Origin of the sequence: Vibrio sp. 2-1-2a, from assembly GCF_032648565.1 — a bacterium.
Taxonomy (GTDB): Bacteria; Pseudomonadota; Gammaproteobacteria; order Enterobacterales; family Vibrionaceae; genus Vibrio; species Vibrio diabolicus.
The window spans coordinates 440,814-459,265 of the sequence record NZ_WBOH01000003.1 but is presented as its reverse complement, the minus strand read 5'-3'; the positions used below and the strand labels follow the sequence as shown (position 1 = coordinate 459,265).

Annotated in this window: 15 protein-coding genes and 1 tRNA gene; 8 read left to right on the top strand and 8 right to left on the bottom strand. The window is 42.5% G+C overall.

The features are described 5' to 3' along the window. Window positions 1–133 precede the first annotated feature (133 nt). Window positions 134–538 carry a globin gene (locus F7Y48_RS10385; protein WP_005392547.1) on the top strand — a complete coding sequence of 135 codons (405 nt, stop codon included), beginning with the start codon at window positions 134–136 and terminating at the stop codon, window positions 536–538. Between the two features lie 84 nt (window positions 539–622). Here F7Y48_RS10385 and F7Y48_RS10380 read toward each other — a convergent pair whose 3' ends face one another. The 3 genes from F7Y48_RS10380 to F7Y48_RS10370 all read right to left on the bottom strand — a co-directional run bounded on the left by F7Y48_RS10380 (window position 623) and on the right by F7Y48_RS10370 (window position 5,771). Continuing rightward, window positions 623–1,405 carry a slipin family protein gene (locus F7Y48_RS10380; RefSeq protein WP_005373196.1) on the bottom strand — a complete coding sequence of 261 codons (783 nt, stop codon included), beginning with the start codon at window positions 1,403–1,405 and terminating at the stop codon, window positions 623–625. A gap of 10 nt (window positions 1,406–1,415) precedes the next feature. Then, window positions 1,416–2,792, bottom strand: a complete 1,377-nt coding sequence (locus F7Y48_RS10375) for an NfeD family protein (protein WP_182018623.1) — start codon at window positions 2,790–2,792, stop codon at window positions 1,416–1,418. Between the two features lie 255 nt (window positions 2,793–3,047). Continuing rightward, entirely contained in the window at window positions 3,048–5,771 is a 2,724-nt protein-coding gene (locus F7Y48_RS10370) for an EAL domain-containing protein (RefSeq protein WP_395205736.1), read from the bottom strand. Window positions 5,772–6,416: 645 nt separating this feature from the next. On the opposite strand from F7Y48_RS10370, the gene F7Y48_RS10365 reads away from it, so the two are divergent. The 3 genes from F7Y48_RS10365 to F7Y48_RS10355 all read left to right on the top strand — a co-directional run bounded on the left by F7Y48_RS10365 (window position 6,417) and on the right by F7Y48_RS10355 (window position 10,301). Continuing rightward, window positions 6,417–7,385, top strand: a complete 969-nt coding sequence (locus tag F7Y48_RS10365) for a cytochrome-c peroxidase (protein ID WP_006741023.1) — start codon at window positions 6,417–6,419, stop codon at window positions 7,383–7,385. Continuing rightward, window positions 7,378–9,735, top strand: coding sequence for an ATP-binding protein (locus F7Y48_RS10360; RefSeq protein ID WP_316683856.1), 2,358 nt, complete (start codon window positions 7,378–7,380; stop codon window positions 9,733–9,735). The genes F7Y48_RS10365 and F7Y48_RS10360 overlap by 8 nt, the downstream gene beginning before the upstream one ends. Window positions 9,736–9,833: 98 nt before the next feature. Continuing rightward, entirely contained in the window at window positions 9,834–10,301 is a 468-nt protein-coding gene (locus tag F7Y48_RS10355; protein ID WP_316683853.1) for an OsmC family protein, read from the top strand. Between the two features lie 75 nt (window positions 10,302–10,376). On the opposite strand, the gene gdhA is transcribed toward F7Y48_RS10355, so the two are convergent. After that, window positions 10,377–11,729 carry an NADP-specific glutamate dehydrogenase gene (gdhA, locus tag F7Y48_RS10350; protein ID WP_048624940.1) on the bottom strand — a complete coding sequence of 451 codons (1,353 nt, stop codon included), beginning with the start codon at window positions 11,727–11,729 and terminating at the stop codon, window positions 10,377–10,379. 302 nt (window positions 11,730–12,031) lie between these two features. On the opposite strand from gdhA, the gene F7Y48_RS10345 reads away from it, so the two are divergent. Beyond that, window positions 12,032–13,042: a DUF2804 domain-containing protein gene (locus F7Y48_RS10345; protein WP_139060670.1), complete on the top strand. Its 1,011-nt coding sequence runs from the start codon at window positions 12,032–12,034 to the stop codon at window positions 13,040–13,042. Window positions 13,043–13,049: 7 nt separating this feature from the next. Then, the gene (locus tag F7Y48_RS10340; RefSeq protein WP_193621624.1) at window positions 13,050–13,907 is read left to right on the top strand and encodes a sterol desaturase family protein; all 858 of its coding nucleotides are present in this window, start codon (window positions 13,050–13,052) and stop codon (window positions 13,905–13,907) included. A gap of 17 nt (window positions 13,908–13,924) precedes the next feature. On the opposite strand, the gene F7Y48_RS10335 is transcribed toward F7Y48_RS10340, so the two are convergent. Beyond that, a tRNA-Gly gene (locus F7Y48_RS10335) sits at window positions 13,925–13,999 on the bottom strand. 371 nt (window positions 14,000–14,370) lie between these two features. On the opposite strand from F7Y48_RS10335, the gene F7Y48_RS10330 reads away from it, so the two are divergent. Beyond that, window positions 14,371–14,889, top strand: coding sequence for a DUF4136 domain-containing protein (locus F7Y48_RS10330; RefSeq protein ID WP_005397138.1), 519 nt, complete (start codon window positions 14,371–14,373; stop codon window positions 14,887–14,889). Window positions 14,890–15,464: 575 nt separating this feature from the next. Further along, window positions 15,465–16,145, top strand: coding sequence for a DedA family protein (locus tag F7Y48_RS10325; protein ID WP_053807828.1), 681 nt, complete (start codon window positions 15,465–15,467; stop codon window positions 16,143–16,145). A 125-nt stretch (window positions 16,146–16,270) separates the two neighbouring features. Here F7Y48_RS10325 and F7Y48_RS10320 read toward each other — a convergent pair whose 3' ends face one another. From F7Y48_RS10320 to F7Y48_RS10310, 3 genes are all read right to left on the bottom strand, one after another. Next, window positions 16,271–16,594 carry a hypothetical protein gene (locus tag F7Y48_RS10320; protein ID WP_085344717.1) on the bottom strand — a complete coding sequence of 108 codons (324 nt, stop codon included), beginning with the start codon at window positions 16,592–16,594 and terminating at the stop codon, window positions 16,271–16,273. Between the two features lie 86 nt (window positions 16,595–16,680). Beyond that, a complete protein-coding gene (locus tag F7Y48_RS10315) occupies window positions 16,681–17,139 on the bottom strand; it encodes a hypothetical protein (protein WP_152814253.1) in 459 nt (152 codons plus the stop codon). Between the two features lie 329 nt (window positions 17,140–17,468). Further along, a complete protein-coding gene (locus F7Y48_RS10310) occupies window positions 17,469–18,110 on the bottom strand; it encodes a murein L,D-transpeptidase catalytic domain family protein (RefSeq protein WP_005397144.1) in 642 nt (213 codons plus the stop codon). Window positions 18,111–18,452 lie beyond the last annotated feature (342 nt).

The window sequence follows — 18,452 nt, the reverse complement described above, 5'->3', positions numbered from 1 at the left end:
AGAGGGCGTTTATTTGAATCACTTTTTACTTTTTATTGAAAATTGGTGTGCTTCATAGGGTTAGGCATCATCATTTAGATGCTTTTGATGATTATTAAATTACACTCATATTAAGAGAGTAATGGAGAACAACATGAACGTGATTCAAGTTTTCAACGATAGTTATGAACGTTGTATCGCGAACCAAGGCTTTTTCGACTTGTTTTACAAGAATTTATGGTCAAAAAGTACAAGCTTCAGACAAAAGTTTGATGGTGTCGACATGCACCAACAGGTGCGAATGCTTAGAGGATCTATCGTGTTTTTTATGATGGCCGATACCTCTAACGAGGCGCACAAGATGGTGGAGAAATATGGTAAGAAGCATGCGAGTTCCGATATTGGCATTGAACCACAGGATATTGATGTTTGGTTTGAAAGCCTTATCGAAACGGTTCAAGAGTGTGATTTTGAATACGACGATGATGTCGAAACAGCGTGGAGAGCTTGTTTTAACACAGGTTTGTCGGTAATGAAGCGGGAGTGCTCCAAACACTAAAAGAGAAACTAAATGCTCTTCGAAAACAAGCAAGTTAAAGCAAGGAAGTAACGTGTAAACAGCTTACTTCCTTGAGTATGGCTTTTATTTGTCTTGTGTCTCTTTATTCTTTTTTACCGCTTCGGCGATATCACTGACGGCTTCGACAAGATTGATCGGCATTGGGAAGATAATAGTCGATGTTTTGTCTGTCGTGATTTCCGTGAGGGTTTGCATGTAACGCAATTGCAGCGCATTCGGCGCTTCGTTGAGCATTTGAGCTGCCTCTTTTAATTTATTAGAAGCTTCTAGCTCACCGGTAGCGTGAATGATTTTCGCACGACGGTTACGTTCTGCCTCAGCCTGACGCGCTAGCGCTCTGACCATGCTGTCATTTAAATCAACATGTTTGACTTCAACCGTGGCAATCTTGATGCCCCAGTCATCAGTCTGTTGATCGAGGATGGATTGTAAATCCTTATTGAGACGCTCGCGCTCTGATAGTAATTCATCCAGTTCATGTTGACCTAATACTGATCGCAGCGTGGTTTGCGCTAACTGGCTGGTGGCATCGCTGTAACTTTCGATGTTGTTAATTGCCATTTGAGGATCGACTACGCGGAAATAAACAACCGCATTGACGCGCACAGACACGTTATCTTTGGTTATCAAGTCTTGTGTAGGCACATCCAAAACGACAGTACGTAAATCCACCCGTACCATTTGTTGGATAAATGGGATAAGAATGATTAAGCCAGGGCCTTTTACTTCTTGAAAGCGACCAAGAAAGAATACAACCCCACGTTCATACTCTCTCAAAACCTTAAACATTTGGGTCGCAAGTGCGAACAACAGCACCACGATCACCGCAACAGTATAGAGCATCATAAAGCGCCTCCTATTTATTTTGGCGGTCATCAGGCATCACGGTTAAGGTCAGCCCTTTCACATTCACAATGGTGACATGATCACCTTGTTTAAGTTGTTGATGGTCTTTGGTTTTGGCTCGCCATAGCGCACCGTCAAGTTGAACGCGTCCTTCGCCATCGATAAAGTCATCGCTCACGACAGCGATTTTCCCAGGGTAAGTTTCTAAACCTGTTGTCACACGTCGTCGGCGTATTTTGAGCAGCAGGCCGACCGTCAACACGATCAGCGCGACAGAAAAGATGGAAATACCGAAAATTAAAGGAAGGGCGATCTGAAATCCTGGCAACTCACTGTCCATGAGGAAGATGGAACCGAGCACAAAGGCGACAACGCCACCTAAGCCCAAAATGCCAAAGCTCGGACTGAATGCTTCCGCGATCATCAGTGCAATTCCGAGTAACAGCAGACCAAGCCCAGCGTAGTTCACAGGCATCATTTGTAAGGCGTACATGGCGAGGAGCAAACAAATACCACCCAACACGCCGGGTAAGCCAATGCCTGGGTTGTAAAACTCAAGAAGCAAACCGTAGATACCAATGAGCATCAGGATGTAGGCGACGTTTGGGTTTGTGATAACGGCTAGCATTTCTGCTCGCCAATCGGGTGTTCTTTCAATCCATACGGGATTTTCCAGTGACAATGTCACATCGCGATTATTAACTTTAACAGTTTGTCCATCAATGGCTTTGACTAAATCCTCTGGTGAGTTGGCTATATAATCAATAACGTTTAATTCCAATGCCTCAGTGGCGTCCAAACTCGCTGCTTCGCTCACTGCTTTCTCTGCCCACTCTGCATTTCGGCCATGAAGCTTTGCTAAGCCTTTAATATAGGCTCTAGCATCATTAATCACCTTTTTCTCCATCGCGGTTTTCGCAGGAACTTTCTCTGAACTTTCGTTGGTTCCTTCTGACGTTTCTTCCGCGTTTTGATCTTTGCCATCATCCGATGAAGGGGGCTGAGGGGCACCACCTAACGCGACGGGCGTTGCCGCGCCAAGGTTAGTGGCTTCAGCCATGGCAGCAACGTGGCTTGCGAGTAAAATGTATGTCCCTGCGCTAGCCGCTCTAGATCCTGACGGGCCAACCCAAGTCGCAACTGGAGTGGAGGAGGTGGTAATCGCGTGAATAATATCTCTCATTGCGCTGTCTAAGCCACCAGGAGTGTCCATCTCTAAGATCACTAAACTGACACCGTTGAGTTGTGCCTCTTCTATCTCACGAGACAAATAGTCGCTGGTAGCAGGACCTATAGCGCCTTTGACGGGAACAATCCAGACAGTATTGGCCAGTGCTTGACTAGCAAACAATAGTAAAGGTAAGACCCATATCCATAGTCGTTTCATGCAGTCCTCCTTGTGCGGTCACAGGGACTTTTTGAAAACCTAATTCAAGTATATACGCAGTAATACTAGTGCAAATAAGTAATTGATCACTCGAATTAGTCATATCAGCATTTATCATGGCACATCTGGGGCTACGGGCCTTGATATGAATATCGGTAGCCACTAACCGTGGGGCGTCTGGTGTGAAGAGGCTCAACAAAAAGGCAAAGTGACGGGAAGCACTTTGCCTTCCTAATGTGTTTTAGAGGATAGAGACTAACTGTTTACGTGGCGAGAAAATTGAACAAGTGCTTGCTCGGCAGGCATCGGTTTGTGGAAGTAAAACCCTTGCAACTCATCAATATTCCAAACTTTAAGCTTGCGTACTTGGCTCGCGGTTTCAACACCTTCGGCGACAATAGTTAACCCTAGTTCTTGAGACATGTTAGCAATGTTTCTTACCAGTGTTTTTGCTCTGTCATTGGTTTCAATCTCGTCGATATAAGATTTATCCAGCTTCACAATATCCAATGGAAAATTACATACGCTACTGAATGATGCGTATCCAGTACCAAAATCATCCAAAGCGAGTCCAACACCAAGTCGCTTGATGTCTTGAATGCTTTGGATTGATTCTATTTCTCCGCCCATCAACATACTTTCGGTAATTTCAAGCACAAGCTGGCCCGCAGAGAGGTTGTATTGAGCCATCACTTTTTTTAGGTAGGGCATCAGTCCGGAATGATAAAAGTGCTGCGCACTTAAGTTCACATGCACGCTTAACATCGACAGACCTTGCGCATGACGAACTCCGTTGAGCCGACTGATAAATTCGCACGATTGTTTGAGAATGGACTCTCCCAATTCGACGATAAGTTTTCCTTGTTCTGCCATCGGAATAAATACTTCTGGTGAAATCATCCCTAATGTTGGATGTTGCCAACGAGCAAGTGCTTCAAAGCTAATGACTTCAGTGGTTTTAGCATCCACGATAGGCTGGAAAAAAGGTTTAATCGCATCTTGTCTAATGGCATTTTCTAAATCGCGATTGATCACCATAGACGTTTCCGCTTGCTCTGATAGTTCTTCATCAATGACTAATACTTCGTGAGAGTGACGACCCTTAGCGGATTGCGATGAGAAACGTGCTGCAAGCAGCAAATGCTCGACAGATTGGTGAGTAATGTTTAGGTCCATCATCACCGCTTTACTGTCTAATGACATCATGATCCCAGAGAGCTGGACCTTATGTGACAAATGATTCAGTAATCGATTGGTAGCATCTATCGCTTTTTGGTGGTGCTCGATATCTGGAATCAAAACGATAAATTCATGCTCACTAATTCGGCCTATTTGGAATGCCCCTAATTGCTCGCGTATTGCGGATGCGATGTATTGAATCACTTCATCAAAAATGAGGTGACCGTATACCCCTGCAATTTGCTTGAGAGTTTTACTGTTAATGTACACAAACGAAAAATGGTTTGGCCGTGTCTCTACGAGCTCGTGCAGTGCATTGAGAATGACAGGACGATTACAGAAACCGGATACCGGATCAAAGTCGGTGAGTTTTTGGATCATTTCTGCTTGCTGTTTTGTCTCTCTCATATCCTGAAGCAACAACATCAGCGCACTTTGACCATGATGTTGAATGAGCGTGGCTTCTATCAAACAGTCGATTTCTTCTGTATTGCTATCGAGCACTTGCGCTTCGAATTGTGTTTTACCGTTTTTCAGCTCTCTGAACATGGCGTCAACTCGACATTCATCGTCCTCCGATGGGCACAAGGTGTCTAGAGGACGATCTATCAATTGCGATTTGCTGTAGCTCAACAGATCTAACGCTCTTTGGTTTACATCGACAATTTTACGATCAATAACAATTAGCATGCCTAGTGAGGAGCTATGGTACAGAGCACCAAACTTTTCCATCGAGTCTTTCAATTGCAGTTGGGTTAACGATGTATTTTCAGAGAGCTTTTGTACCAGTTTTGTCGCTAACTCTAATTCGTCTACTTTTACAGAATGCAGCCCTTCAAGTTGGTATTGAGAGGCGATTTCGCTTATTCCTTCAGCAAAATGATTAAAGCGAGTGGCGACCTTATTTTTAAACGTGATGTAGGTGCCGGTAGCGATGATTGATGCTACAACGCCAACCGTTGCAAACAGATACATAAATAGCGTATTACCTTTCGCATAATGCTCTCGCTGTGTTTTCGTTTTTAGCCATGCGATCGGTTCACCAGATAAATCAGAGAGTGAGGCCCATTTTGTTATTGACCGCGAGGTCTTCTCTATATCCCGCATCTCACTACTGTCTGATCCACTTACCATCTGCGTCTCTAATGAGTTTTCCGCAGTTAAAATGGATTTAAAGTCTCCAGGAAAGCGCAAAGATAGGTTTCTTCCCCAAAGCATCCATCCGTTAGAAGGGCGGTCGCCTTCACTATTTCTAACTGGGCTGAGGCTAAGACCCCAAATAGTATCGTTGATTTTAAACAACCCTGAGATGCTCTCTCTATGGATATCAAGCTTGTGATTCATGGACTTGATGTAATCTTGAAGAGTAGGTTGATTCGCCATTTTAGCGGTGAGTTCTGAAGAAGTGTCGGGGTTATCCTCACGAGTTAAGGAGAGCAGGGTTTGCCCATTAGTCGTGATAAACGCCATCATATCGAGGTTTAACGCATCAATGCTCTCTGTGTAAAGGTTTCGCTCGGTATATTTCGCAATATCACGGTCAACAAACAGATCGTACGTTTCGTCCCAGTACGCCCAGTCGTATGAGGCGCTTTCTTGCTGGCTCACCATCATGTCTATGACAGCGAGTGCTTGCTGATTCGCATGGTTAATTTCCATGTCTTCGAGCTCATCTAAGCTATACAGGAAAAAATAACGGCTAATAAAAAGGAAGCTGATGACCATGCCCAGCAGTCCTAATGAAAAGTATAAGGCGGTTTTATAGCGAAGATTCAAGTTAAACAAGCGAAGTGTTTTCATTAAAAAATAGTTATAGATGTTAATTCACTGAAAGTGTACGACATGTTCTAACAGAAATTGTTGATATAGATTCAAATTATAGAGATAAAATGAAGGATTTGCTGAGCTGATATGGTAAGTGAAACGTTTGCTCTAATTACTAGATTTTAGTGTTTGCAATTAAAATGCTCAATAACGTACCGCGCATTCAAATTACGGTTTAATCGTGCAGCTAGTAAAGGTATAAATCTTTTTATAAAACAGTCTATTAGTGTAACTAGTGCTTTTCTTCTGTATCTAAACTTCTTTTGTAATAGTAAACTGCGAAAAAATGATGGGTAATTATGATGTTTATTGTTCAACGCTTGGTCAAACTGGCCATTATCTGTGCCATTTTCTTTACTATCTTCGATCTCATCTCCTATGGTGAGATTACTTGGGTTCAAAGGTTGCTGGCTTCTATAAGCTAAATCTAGAATTCAATATGCACGCATAACTCCACGAAGCAAGTCAATTCTTCGTTACTCGCCTTCGTCATTTGCTCCTTATGTGAGCTTTAAATAAAAGTCCCTCCACGTGCAGCTCTGGTAACCGTTTTCCATTAATGGAAAAAACCTAAAAATGCAACTAACTTTATACTAATGGCAAGTGTAAGGTATGCAGTTGATGAGGCAATTCAGCATAATCACATTAGTTGTTGTGGCACTCATTTTGAGCCAAGCAACAATCGCAAGAAATGCTAAGGTGCTAGGTGATATTTCGTTAGTTCAGCCGATAGAAGGTGACCCTGTCGTAGATATTAAGCTGGCGAGAATTGGCTGGCATCTCTTTCGTGATCCTCAGCTATCTTCAAACGGTAGCGTCAGTTGTGCGACGTGCCACAACTTGCAAACCAATGGCGCTGAAAATACACCAGTTTCTACAGGGGTGAAAGGTGATGGAACTCGAAACTCCATCACAGTGTTTAATGCAGCGTTAAATTATCGTTTTTTATGGGATGGTACCGAAAACACCTTAATGGCTCAGATTGATGGGCCAATCCACAATCCAATAGAAATGGACTCAAACTGGCAAACAATAGAGCAGTACGTGAAAGGAAGCGAACGTTATCAAGCACTATTTAGTCGTGATGGTGAGCTACCGATTAATATTAACAATATTAAGTCCGCCATTGTGGAGTTTGTCGAAGGGCTCCAAACTCCAGGTGCACCATTCGATGCCTACTTACTGGGTTACACCCATGTCCTCAGTGAGCAGCAAATTAGGGGGTGGAAAACATTTCAGTCTTCAGGTTGCGTACAGTGTCATCAGGGCAAAAATATTGGCGGAGCGATGATACAAAGGTTCGCCTATTTCAAAGATAAGCCAGTAGTAGAGGATTCGGGACGTCACCTGATTACGACGGAAAGTGAAGAACAATTCTATTTTAGAGTCGCCAGTTTACGTAATGTCGCCCTAACAAGTCCTTATTTTCATAACGGACGAGTTGACCAGTTATCCGAGGCGATACAGATTATGGCGAAAACGCAGCTCGGTATTACGATGAGCGATGAAAGTGTCGCTGATATTGAAGCGTTCTTACAGTCCTTGACAGCACCCAGACCCGTGATTTTAGAGGTGTTGGAAAATGAGTAAATTCAAACTGGTTAATCTCTGCTTTTTTATTGCCATGCTGACGTGTTGTGTATTGGCGTATATGTCACATGTGAATTCAAAAAGTGCACAAGAATTCCACGCGGAGTTGACGGATATTGGGCACAAGTTGATTGAAGAGCGCGATGTTATCGTGAATCGATATGCGGTTGAAGATAGGAAGAATTATGAACTGACGACATCTTTAGTAGATATAGAAGTCGCAGCTGAGAACTTGCTAAATTCATCAAGGGAGTCAGTTTGGTTCCCTGTGACGCCCAATCATAAAAAAGTTGAGGATACGCTCAATCTATTCAAAAACCGTGTGCTTGATACAACGCTGAAGCTCGATATGTTGATTGGCGTTCAGGTAGAGAATCAATACGCGTTATTAATGCTATTCAACTTATATCAGCAAGATATTTCTACCGATACCGGAAAGACGTTGAGTGGGCATCACTATTTTGAGTTTCTCAACCAACTGCTTTTGACACAAAACGTAGTTGAGAGTGAAAGTGAAGCCAATTTCTTAGATCGGCTTCAAGCGAGCGATAAAAGGATAGAACTACTCACGAATGAACTGCTTGATCATGGATACTTTGTTTTTATCGAGGATGCGGAGCATCGGCTACTCAATATTGCCCAAAGTGAAGCGCGTTTCACTTGGTTGTTTGTTTTTATTGCCGTGATGTTGTTAGTCAGTGCATTTTTGTATCAGTCGCAATATCGAATGTACAACTTGAAACAATTGAACCTCGAAATCGAGGAGGCTCGAAATAAAGCCGAGCGAGCAGCAAAAGCCAAATCAAGTTTTCTCGCCGCAATGAGTCACGAATTAAGAACGCCGATGAATGGTGTATTAGGCCTTTCTCAAATGATTGCAGAGGAAACCAAAGAGCCGACGACTAAAGAGTACGTGAAAGTCATTCTTGATTCTGGCCAACACTTGATGACGATTCTTAACGATATTTTGGATTTCTCTAAAGTTGAAGAAAACAAACTGGAATTTGAGCAGGCTAAGTTCAATTTAGACCAAGTCATTTCTCCTGTGTGTAGCGCAATAAAACCGCTCATCGATGAAAAAAATATCGAATTGATCGTGGAAAATGAAGTGCCTGGATACATTGAATTTACCGGAGACTGCGCACGTTTACGACAGATTTTGTTTAATCTTGCTGGCAACGCGGTGAAGTTTACCAGTGAAGGGCATGTGTTAATCAGAACGGAACTTGATAAGGTAAATCAGTGCTTGGTGATGATTGTGAGCGATACTGGTATTGGTATTGCGCTAGACAAGCAAGAACATGTTTTCAATTCGTTTGAGCAAGCCGATTCTTCAACTACCCGAAAATTTGGAGGCACAGGGCTTGGTTTGGCAATAGTTAAAAAATTAACTGGCTTGATGGATGGCAAGATTACATTGAAAAGTGTGGAGGGCGTCGGAAGTCAATTCATCGTCGAACTGCCCATTCCTTGGGTTGAATGCGAACTTCCAAAGGCACAAGAGCCACCAAAAACGCGCAAGAAAACACACAATTTGCAGATATTGCTTGCTGAAGATAACCGAGTGAACGCCATTGTGGCGAAAGGGTTTTGCGAAAAGTTGGGACATGAAGTGGATGTTGCTGAAAACGGATTGGTGGCGGTTAAAAAGGCGAGAGATAACGAATATGACCTGATTTTGATGGACAATCACATGCCTGAGATGAATGGTGTTGAAGCGACGCGTGTGATTCGACAAGAGTTAGGTATCAAAACATTACTCTTTGCGTATACGGCAGATGTATTTCGTGAGGCGCATGATAGCTTTATTGAAGCCGGAGCGGATCATGTGCTTACAAAACCGCTACAGCAAGAGAGCTTTTCGGACGCTCTTAAACAGTTTGCTGCGAGGCTCGAACCAAAAGAGAATTTACCATTAACGAATGACAACAACGTTCTCCAGTTGCAGCGCAAGCCAATAGAGAAGCTACGGCTGACAGAAGAAGAGTTATCCAGTTCAGAGATGCTCATTTCTTTGCAAGAAGCGCCGGAAGCGATAGATGAGCTACTAAAAAGTATTATTGTCGATTTTGAATCATCGGTTGATGAACTTATTGATTATTTTATGGCTGAAGATTTCGCGTCTCTAGAAGACACGTTGCATAAAACAAAAGGTATGGCATTGAACCTTGGTTTGCCGATTTTAGCTGGACAAACGGAGGCGCTAGAAAACACGCTCAAAGCGAAGCAAACTCCTGAAATTGAGCGGTTACAGATGCTAATCAACCGATTACAAGTTAACATCCATCAGGCTAATCGACTTCTGGATGACATACAGAAAAAAAACGTCGATCCTCAACAAATTTTGTAACCTCTCTGAGTTCATGCGTTCCTTACCTTGTTTCGTTATGGTTTACTATGACGTGAATGGATGTGTTGATTCGTCAATGAGAAAATCAGGGAGTTAGAATGAGTAAGCATTCCGCTTTAATCGAATGGCATCGCGAAGCTGACGAAGTATTCAGTGATAACCAGTATAGTCGGGCGCACATTTGGAAGTTTGATGGCGGGTTGCAAGTCCCTGCGTCACCATCTCCACACGTAGTGCCGTTGCCATTATCTGTAGAAGAAAACGTTGATCCGGAAGAAGCATTTGTTGCGGCACTTTCCAGTTGTCACATGCTTGTTTTTCTTTCTATTGCGGCGAAACGACGTTACGTTGTGGATCGCTACCTAGATGAAGCAGTAGGGGAGCTGAAAAAAGGTGAAAATGGAAAAGAATGGGTGTCTAAGGTAACACTAAACCCTAAGATAACATTTGCTGGTGATAATCAACCGACACGATCTCAATTAGAAAAAATGCACCACATGGCTCATGAGAATTGTTTTATCGCCCATTCGGTTAAAACTGAAGTGACGACGCTTATTGCGGATTAAATGAAACTCTGTGTCAAAGCGCAGTGTATCACCGAATAGTGTTAAGCCAGCAGTCCGGCTGCTGGCTATTGTGAACTAAACGATGCCTTGCTCGATCATCGCATCAGCGACTCTTCTAAAGCCGGCAATGTTTGCGCCTAAAACTAAATTACCAGGCTGACCAAACTCTCGACTGGTTTCGTTTGCGTTAATAAAGATGTTTTTCATGATGGCCTGCAACTGGCTATCGACTTGCTCAAAGGTCCAGTTTTGCATGCTGGCATTTTGTGCCATTTCAAGCTGGCTGGTTGCAACGCCGCCTGCATTGGCTGCTTTCGCTGGCCCATAAGCCATTTCGGAATCCACGATGATATTGGCCGCATCACGAGTGGTTGGCATGTTTGCGCCTTCACTAATCAAAACACACCCATTATCGATAAGAGCAAGAGCATCGTTTGACGTTAGTTCATTTTGGGTCGCGCAAGGGAATGCGGCGTCAGCTTGATATCGCCATACAGCATGCCCTTCATTAGGATAGTCACCCAACGGCGTATACTCTGCTTCAGGGTAAGTGTCTAAATACTCTTCTAAACTTGCTCTTTTCACTTCTTTAAGTTGCTTGAGGAGCTGCAGATCAATACCGTGCTCATGATAAATCGTGCCTCTAGAATCGCTGCATGTTACTGGGGTTGCTCCCATGTGGTATAGCTTTTCAATTGCATAGATAGCGACGTTACCTGCGCCAGAAACGAGGCAAGTTTTGCCTTTGAGTGAATCATTACGGTCATTGAGCATGCATTCCGCAAAATATACGGTTCCATATCCCGTTGCTTCTTTCCTAACAAGTGAGCCCCCCCAAAGAAGGCTCTTGCCTGTAAGTACCCCTTCGTAGCGGCCCGTCAATCGCTTATATTGACCAAACATATAACCAATTTCACGCGCACCGACGCCGATATCGCCAGCAGGAACATCGGTAACAGGACCAATGTGGCGGTATAACTCGTTCATAAATGATTGGCAAAATCGCATGATTTCACCGTCAGATTTTCCTTTAGGATCGAAATTTGAACCGCCTTTTCCGCCACCAATTGGAAGGCCAGTAAGCGCGTTTTTAAAAATCTGTTCAAAGCCGAGGAACTTTATGATGCTCGCGTTCACTGAATGATGGAACCTCAGTCCGCCTTTGTATGGACCTAACGCGGAGTTAAACTCGACGCGGTAGCCTTTGTTTACTTGCACATTCCCTGCGTCATCGACCCAAGGAACTCGAAACATGATTTGACGTTCTGGTTCTACGATTCTTTGGATAATCGCTTGTTCTTTATATTTATTATTGCTTTCTATGACTGGAGCGAGAGAAGTTAATACTTCTTCTACGGCTTGGTAAAACTCTTTTTGAGCCGGGCTACTGTGTTGCAACGCAACAATAGTATCGTGTATGTGTGACATAGATCTCTTCCTTGATGTGAATAAGCAATCAGTTTATATGAATTTATTCCCATTAAATAGTGATTTTGACCAATTCTCAATGGCTATAATGGTCTTTCCTGCGGATGAGAACGCTCAATTTCCAACTTCTGGTCGTATTGATGAGGAAGATTAAGTGAGTGACATGATTGGATGGTTGAGTGATCGGTTTCACATATAGCGAGCAGAAGCCAAATTAGTCGATATTGTTGTGCTGTCACGCAAACTGTTTTTGTTAACTCGATGTTAACATTTGAGCGTGTTGACTCGAAAAAGATAAAAATATGCATGAGCTTAAGACTCTGGACTCGTTTATGCAGCAAGACGGTCTACCAGTGTTTGGCCATCTTGATGGGATTCCCACATCTTTACAGTTAGATAAGTTTACCTACCTTGATGAGATGGATAAGCCAGCGTCTAAGTGGCGCCGTTACTGTGATTATAAGCAGTTTCAGTTCGTTAATTTGGTCACACCTAACTACGTGATTGGGGTTGCGATTGCGGATATTAGGTATTTAGCATCTGGTTTTTGCTATCTGTTTGACATTCAAAATAATGAGTTAGTGGAGCAGCAGTGGTTAAAGCCTTTTAATATTGATTATCAAACTCAGCCTTCCAGTTGGTCTAGTCATGCCCATCTTGCTGACAAAAGTATTCAGTTTTCTATTCAGAATGGTATTTGGCACGTCCACTTTGTGACAAAGTCTGTCAATGCTGATCTCTACTTACGTCCAGAAAGTATGAGTTTGCCATTAATGTTATGTACGCCAACCGGTTATGCGGGTTGGACTTATACGCAGAAGCACAATGCGTTAACGGTAGATGGCAATTTATTCATATTAGGAAAGGAACAAGATCTCTCAGAAGTGGCTGCTGGTTACGACTTTTCCGCTGGGTACATGCGACGGGAGACAAGCTGGCGGTGGGCGAGTATTAATTGCTTTGAAAGCGGCAGACGATTGGGGCTGAACTTAGCTGCAGGCGTCAATGAAACGGGCTACTGTGAAAATGTATTCTGGATTAATGGTGAACGGCATTTTTTACAGTCTGTTCAGTTTCAATTTTCACGAAATGATGAAGGACAAAGATGGCATATCACGTCGGAAGATAAACGGATTGACCTAGTGTTCACGCCTTTAAACCGACGTTCAGAAAAGAAGAACTTTTGGTTTCTCAAAAGCAATTTTCGTCAATATATCGGCTATTTCTCTGGCTACATCGTTGATGGGAATGGTATCAAACATCAGTTAGAAGAAGTCATAGGTCTTACTGAAGATCACTATGCAAAATGGTAGAAACACAATGGATTGGACACAGTTGATGGAACGCCCTGAATTACTTCTGATGATTTTGGCGCCAGTTTTCTTTTTATGTATGGTTGCAGAGTACTGGTTTGGACAACGAAGGGGACGTTTACCTGAAAGCGCGATGTATTATATTCCGGAAGTTGTATGTAATTTTGTGCTTGCGGGCTTACACCAAGCGACAGACATACTCACAGGTTTAATGATTGCTCAGTTATATTTGTGGTGGTTTGATTGGCGATTGTTTGATATCGAAATGAGCGTTTCAGCGTTTTTGTTACTTGTCGTCCTGCAAGATTTTTTCTATTACTGGTTTCATCGAGCTAGCCACCGTATTCGTTGGATGTGGGCTGCGCACGTGGTCCATCACAGCTCGGAGAGAATGAATTTCAGCACCGCGTTTCGTCAAAGCTTGATGTATCCGTTAGCGGGAATGTGGATTTTCTGGTTGCCTTTGGTGATTATTGGCTTTGATCCTAAGTGGGTCGTCTTCGTTGTGCTGTTTAATCTGGGCTTACAGTTTTTTGTTCATACTCAATCAATTCGCTCGCTTGGACCGCTAGAGTGGGTATTTAACACGCCATCTCATCATCGTGTTCATCATGGTATAAACCGTCAGTACATCGACAAAAATTACGCGGGAGTGTTGATTATCTGGGATCGGATGTTTGGAACGTTTGAACCAGAAGTGGAAACCGTTAGGTATGGAATTTCTAAACCGGTAAACAGCTTTAATCCCATTCGTGTGACGTTTGCAGAATGGAAAGATATGTTTTATGACGTAACACGACCAAATTTAACGTGGAAACAACGTTGGCGCTGTCTATTTGCTCCGCCATCGGATTCTTTTGAGTAGATTGAGATAAAAGAGATTGGAGCGGGCAGCGGGAATCGAACCCGCATCATCAGCTTGGAAGGCTGAGGTAATAGCCATTATACGATGCCCGCGCATCGATAGGACTCAGCTAATATGCCACACTGAACGAAAAAGAAAAGTCTTTTCTCATCAATTGTTTGTCAGGTGCCTAAAAAAGTAGCGTCTTGGTGTTAAAGTGTCCATTGTCTCTGTTTTTCAGGAGGGTCAGCGATTCCTCTTCTAAAATCGATGGCTGCTAATTAGGGGCAAACACACTGTCTACTAGCGTTTAGGCATTGATGATATTCAAGATTGTCAGTGTAAAGGTTAATCACGTTTATTGAACAGTCACGTTTCATGGTCAAGACTAGATATTGAAATGATTACTTTTTACTGCTGAAGCGTATGTATAGCACTAGCGTAATTCCGCTGAAACAGTCAGCTTAACCAAAGGAGATTTAACATGTGGAAAGGTTTGATATTAGGGGCGGTGATGATGCTCGTATCTGCTTGTACAACAGTAACGACGGATGTTGATAAGCAAGCCGATTTTTCAGCTTACAGAACGTTTGATTTCGGTGCCCAAGCAGAAGCCCCTACGAGTATTGATGGTCGACGTATTGAACAAGGATTGGCTGAACAGCTTGAAGACAAGGGCCTAATTAAAGTGAATAGTGGAGGGGACCTATACGTTCATCATGATATCGTCGAAGAGTCCGAGCTTGTCTCTTCTGGGTCTTCGGTGAGTTTCGGTTATGGTTGGAATAGCTTTGGCGTGATCACTTCAAGCCCGGAACGATACAAAGAGCGTAAGTATGGCAAACTGGTGGTAGAGCTTGTTGATGCAAAGGCTAATCAGGTTGTGTGGAAAGGTGTTTCAAGCAGGAAACTGTCTGAGTCTATGAGCTCTGAGAAAAGAGAGTCTCTGATTGAAGAAGAAATTGCGAAAATGTTTGAAAACTACCCTTACGGTGAAAAATAATTAGTATTCTTAACGATTAAGAATACTAATTGCCAATCGTTACGCACAGAGTTAAAAGAACTTATTATTTTGGTTTTGGTTACCTTTGTGCGTAAGACTCTGATTGCTTTACTCGGACTACTTTTCTGCTTGTTGGCTCCGAGCATGAGTCTGGCGCACTCATACCCAAATTTTCTTTCCTTTCATAACCAGAATATTGCTGTTGACGCTAAGTCGAAGTACTTTTCAGAACCCCCTGTCTCTCCAATACAACAAGACTATCCGAGTTTAAACAGCCGGAATATATTGAGGGTTAGCCATTCTAAGGAAACGAGCTCGAACGACGATGTAGAGCTCGAATGCTTTGAAACGCTTGCTGTAGTATGGTGGACACATCGTTCGGCATTTCACTCGATGGGGCTGCTAAAACGCATCGGCAATGAGGCTTTAGGTCGTTGTGTTGAAAGTATTTTTACTCATTCTAAATACAGAATCGGTGCGAGGAAAGAATCGAATCTCATATACCGCTTTATACATGCTCGCTAACACATTCCATGTTTTTACAATTTTTGGTTAGTTATGCTTAGGAGCGGTTTATGTTTGATTCGATAATTCAGGTCTTGAGTGCCTTTTGGCATCAAGATTTTACGGCGTTAATGGCGCCAGGCGGTGCAGGATTGGTTTATTTTGTTGTTGCTGCGCTTATCTTTTTGGAAAGTGGTTTTATTCCTGCTGCGCCATTCCCATGCGACAGTGTCGTCGTATTATCCGGTACGCTGGCGGCGGTTGGTGTCCTTGATCCAATAATGATCATGTTGGTGATAGCTGTTAGTGCGGGATTGGGAAGTTGGGCGGCTTACTTACAAGGCAAGTGGCTAAATCGCTTACCTAAGGTCCAAGGCTGGGTGAGCGCGGTTCCTCAAAAGCGTTTGGAACAGGTCGACGTATTACTCAGTAAACATGGATTGATCGCGCTTTTTTGTGCGCGGTTTATTCCGGTTGTTCGTTCCCTATTGCCATTAATGATGGGGTTGCGAGTGAAAGGTATTAGTAAATTCCATTACTTTGCGTGGCTGAGTGCGATTTTATGGACGCTGATATTATGCGGTTTTGGTTTATTACTTCCCTTGTTACCAGAGAATATAAGCAAAACGATCACAATGCTATTAATGGCGGCCCCAATAATTACTCTTGTGATTGGGGTGCTTAGTTTCTTGTTTGTTAAAGCACGTCGAGCGTTCTGTAAATCCAAGGATGTGTCAGAGTTTTCTCAGTAAGTTTACTTTGATTTGCACTTTTAAGCTTGTATACAGATTAGACATCTAATCGGCTGGTTTTTATCAGTAAAAAGAAAGGCGCAATGTATGCGCCTTTCTTTTTTAGTGTCGTTAGGGTTTCGAATTTAATAGCCAATGCTATATAGGTACTCGCCAACCTCTTTACACTGAGATTTGTAGATAGTTTCTACTTCGGATTCATTCTTATCTGCTGCTTTAAATTCAAGCTCAGCAGAAGATAACTGACTGAAACTGTAGTTTCTTTCAGACATTAGGTAGTGCCTGAACATCGCTCTGTGTTCAGGAACCGCAATACGTGCATTAGAAACATTGGCACACTCTAGCAGAGTCTCATTGCTCATTTCTTCTGGTTTTGCTTCCGTGTTAGCGAAGGCAGAGCTCGTTGCAAATAGTAATGCTAGTGCGATAGTCGTAGCGAATTTTGTCATTATATGGACCTCAAATTGGTTCTAGTAACAATGAGCGTATTGGTCCTCATCGTTACATTTCCGTGTTCTCTGTATGTCATAAAAAGTTAAACAACAGGGAAGGCGTTGCGACCATGAGTAAAGACGTACATTAAATTGGCTTCTTTTCTTCCTGAAAGTCGATAGAGAGAGCGTTTACTCATCAGCCCGCCATAACCATCAAGAGGTAAGCGAGATGCTTGTTTTGCCAGTTCCAATAGTGGTGGGGAAGAGAAAGCAACAAGTAAAAAATAATCAGGAGTAAAATCTGATGATAAAACACCATCAGTGGCGGATGTTCGGCGGCAGGAAACCAGTGCTAACAACTCGCGCTTTATGTGCAGATAATAACCTTCTGAACCCCAAGAACTTGGAGAGGCAAATGTATGGAATTCGCTGTGTGCTAGTTCAAAATCGTCTTGTTGCGCGAGTTTAAGCAAGCGTTCAGAGGTGTAATGTTTAGTGTGGTGATACGTATACACATATGAGGCAACGATGAACCCTGAAAATAGGGACAATGAAAGCATCAATAATATACGGTGTAGATAACGCAAGAAGTAACCCTAAACATATAACGTCATAGACTATCACTATGACTACGGAATCTAGTGACACTATGATAACAATGAAAATCGGTGTCTGACCAACTCAGCGTATACTAACGAGATGGAAGAGGGATGAACAGAGTTTTCTGATGTTATTTGGGTATAAGCTAATACCTAAATAATTTTAGCGTTGAAGCAAGCGAAAACTGGAGAAACAGGTAAAGAGAGTCATGAGACAAGGAAGCTTGAGCCAATCCGATTATTTGTTAGGGAAGAAATAGAGCATTCTTCCCCACATAATTTGCACCGTGTTATGCGCTTGCATAAATAACACTGCCGCCTTTTATGGTGTCAATGATCTCACGAGACAACTTCTTTGGCAGTGCAGGGCAACCCCAACTGCGCCCAAGGTAACCATTCTTCTTGATAAAAGAAGGGTTAGCATAGTCGGCACCGTGAACAACGATATAACGCTCGCGAGCTTTATCGTTCAACCCTGAGCTCAAACCATCAAGTCGAAGTGAATAGCCATTTGAGCCGTAGTAGGTGGTGTCAGTCAAAAACGTGCCCAGTGATGTTTTACGCGAGTTCACCACATTTGAAAACTGCGTCGCTGTTTTCTTTCCACTGTTCACACCGTGAGAAACATAAGTATTGTAGATAAGCTTCTTTTTATCTAAATCAACCACATAAAAGCGTTTTTCAGTCGATGGTTTACTATAGTCGATGATGGTTAGTACTGATTTCTTTCTATCGGGTGTTTTTTTGTACGCGATGTAAGCGTCACGAAACAATTTAAAGTCTACTACGCCATCTAACTTTGCTTGTTTGAACACTTGTTCAATTTGATTCTGTGGTATGTGACTTTTGACTTCGTTATCTGCTTGTTTTGCAAAGGCAAAAGGAGAGGCAGACAGAAATGTCCATATAAATAATAAAATTAACTTTTTCATCTTGGCTAAATAAAACTCTATGGTGTTACAAATTTACCGATTGCTTCATGCATTCGTTAAAACAACATGCACATCAATATAATTCTATTCCCAATGTTTCTTATTGTACGCTTAGGTACTTAATATTGGGTTAACGATAAGTTTTTAAGTTAAAAACTAACTGTTTGAAACTCAAATAAATTATGAAGTTAATCGATTGTTTCGATAAACTTCGGCATAAATAATATCTGATATGCGTAATTAATAAAACTGTGTTTAAGGATATTTGTGAGATGGCGAATTTATAAAAACGACGTTTTATTTTTTCTAGATTAGAAACTCTTTTTATTTCAATGTGTTTGT

Coding starts and splice junctions, on each gene's coding strand:
- F7Y48_RS10385 (WP_005392547.1), top strand. CDS start 134: ATGAACGTGATTCAAGTTTTCAACGATAGTTATGAACGTTGTATCGCG.
- F7Y48_RS10380 (WP_005373196.1), bottom strand. CDS start 1,405: ATGATGCTCTATACTGTTGCGGTGATCGTGGTGCTGTTGTTCGCACTT.
- F7Y48_RS10375 (WP_182018623.1), bottom strand. CDS start 2,792: ATGAAACGACTATGGATATGGGTCTTACCTTTACTATTGTTTGCTAGT.
- F7Y48_RS10370 (WP_395205736.1), bottom strand. CDS start 5,771: ATGAAAACACTTCGCTTGTTTAACTTGAATCTTCGCTATAAAACCGCC.
- F7Y48_RS10365 (WP_006741023.1), top strand. CDS start 6,417: ATGAGGCAATTCAGCATAATCACATTAGTTGTTGTGGCACTCATTTTG.
- F7Y48_RS10360 (WP_316683856.1), top strand. CDS start 7,378: ATGAGTAAATTCAAACTGGTTAATCTCTGCTTTTTTATTGCCATGCTG.
- F7Y48_RS10355 (WP_316683853.1), top strand. CDS start 9,834: ATGAGTAAGCATTCCGCTTTAATCGAATGGCATCGCGAAGCTGACGAA.
- gdhA (WP_048624940.1), bottom strand. CDS start 11,729: ATGTCACACATACACGATACTATTGTTGCGTTGCAACACAGTAGCCCG.
- F7Y48_RS10345 (WP_139060670.1), top strand. CDS start 12,032: ATGCATGAGCTTAAGACTCTGGACTCGTTTATGCAGCAAGACGGTCTA.
- F7Y48_RS10340 (WP_193621624.1), top strand. CDS start 13,050: ATGGATTGGACACAGTTGATGGAACGCCCTGAATTACTTCTGATGATT.
- F7Y48_RS10330 (WP_005397138.1), top strand. CDS start 14,371: ATGTGGAAAGGTTTGATATTAGGGGCGGTGATGATGCTCGTATCTGCT.
- F7Y48_RS10325 (WP_053807828.1), top strand. CDS start 15,465: ATGTTTGATTCGATAATTCAGGTCTTGAGTGCCTTTTGGCATCAAGAT.
- F7Y48_RS10320 (WP_085344717.1), bottom strand. CDS start 16,594: ATGACAAAATTCGCTACGACTATCGCACTAGCATTACTATTTGCAACG.
- F7Y48_RS10315 (WP_152814253.1), bottom strand. CDS start 17,139: ATGCTTTCATTGTCCCTATTTTCAGGGTTCATCGTTGCCTCATATGTG.
- F7Y48_RS10310 (WP_005397144.1), bottom strand. CDS start 18,110: ATGAAAAAGTTAATTTTATTATTTATATGGACATTTCTGTCTGCCTCT.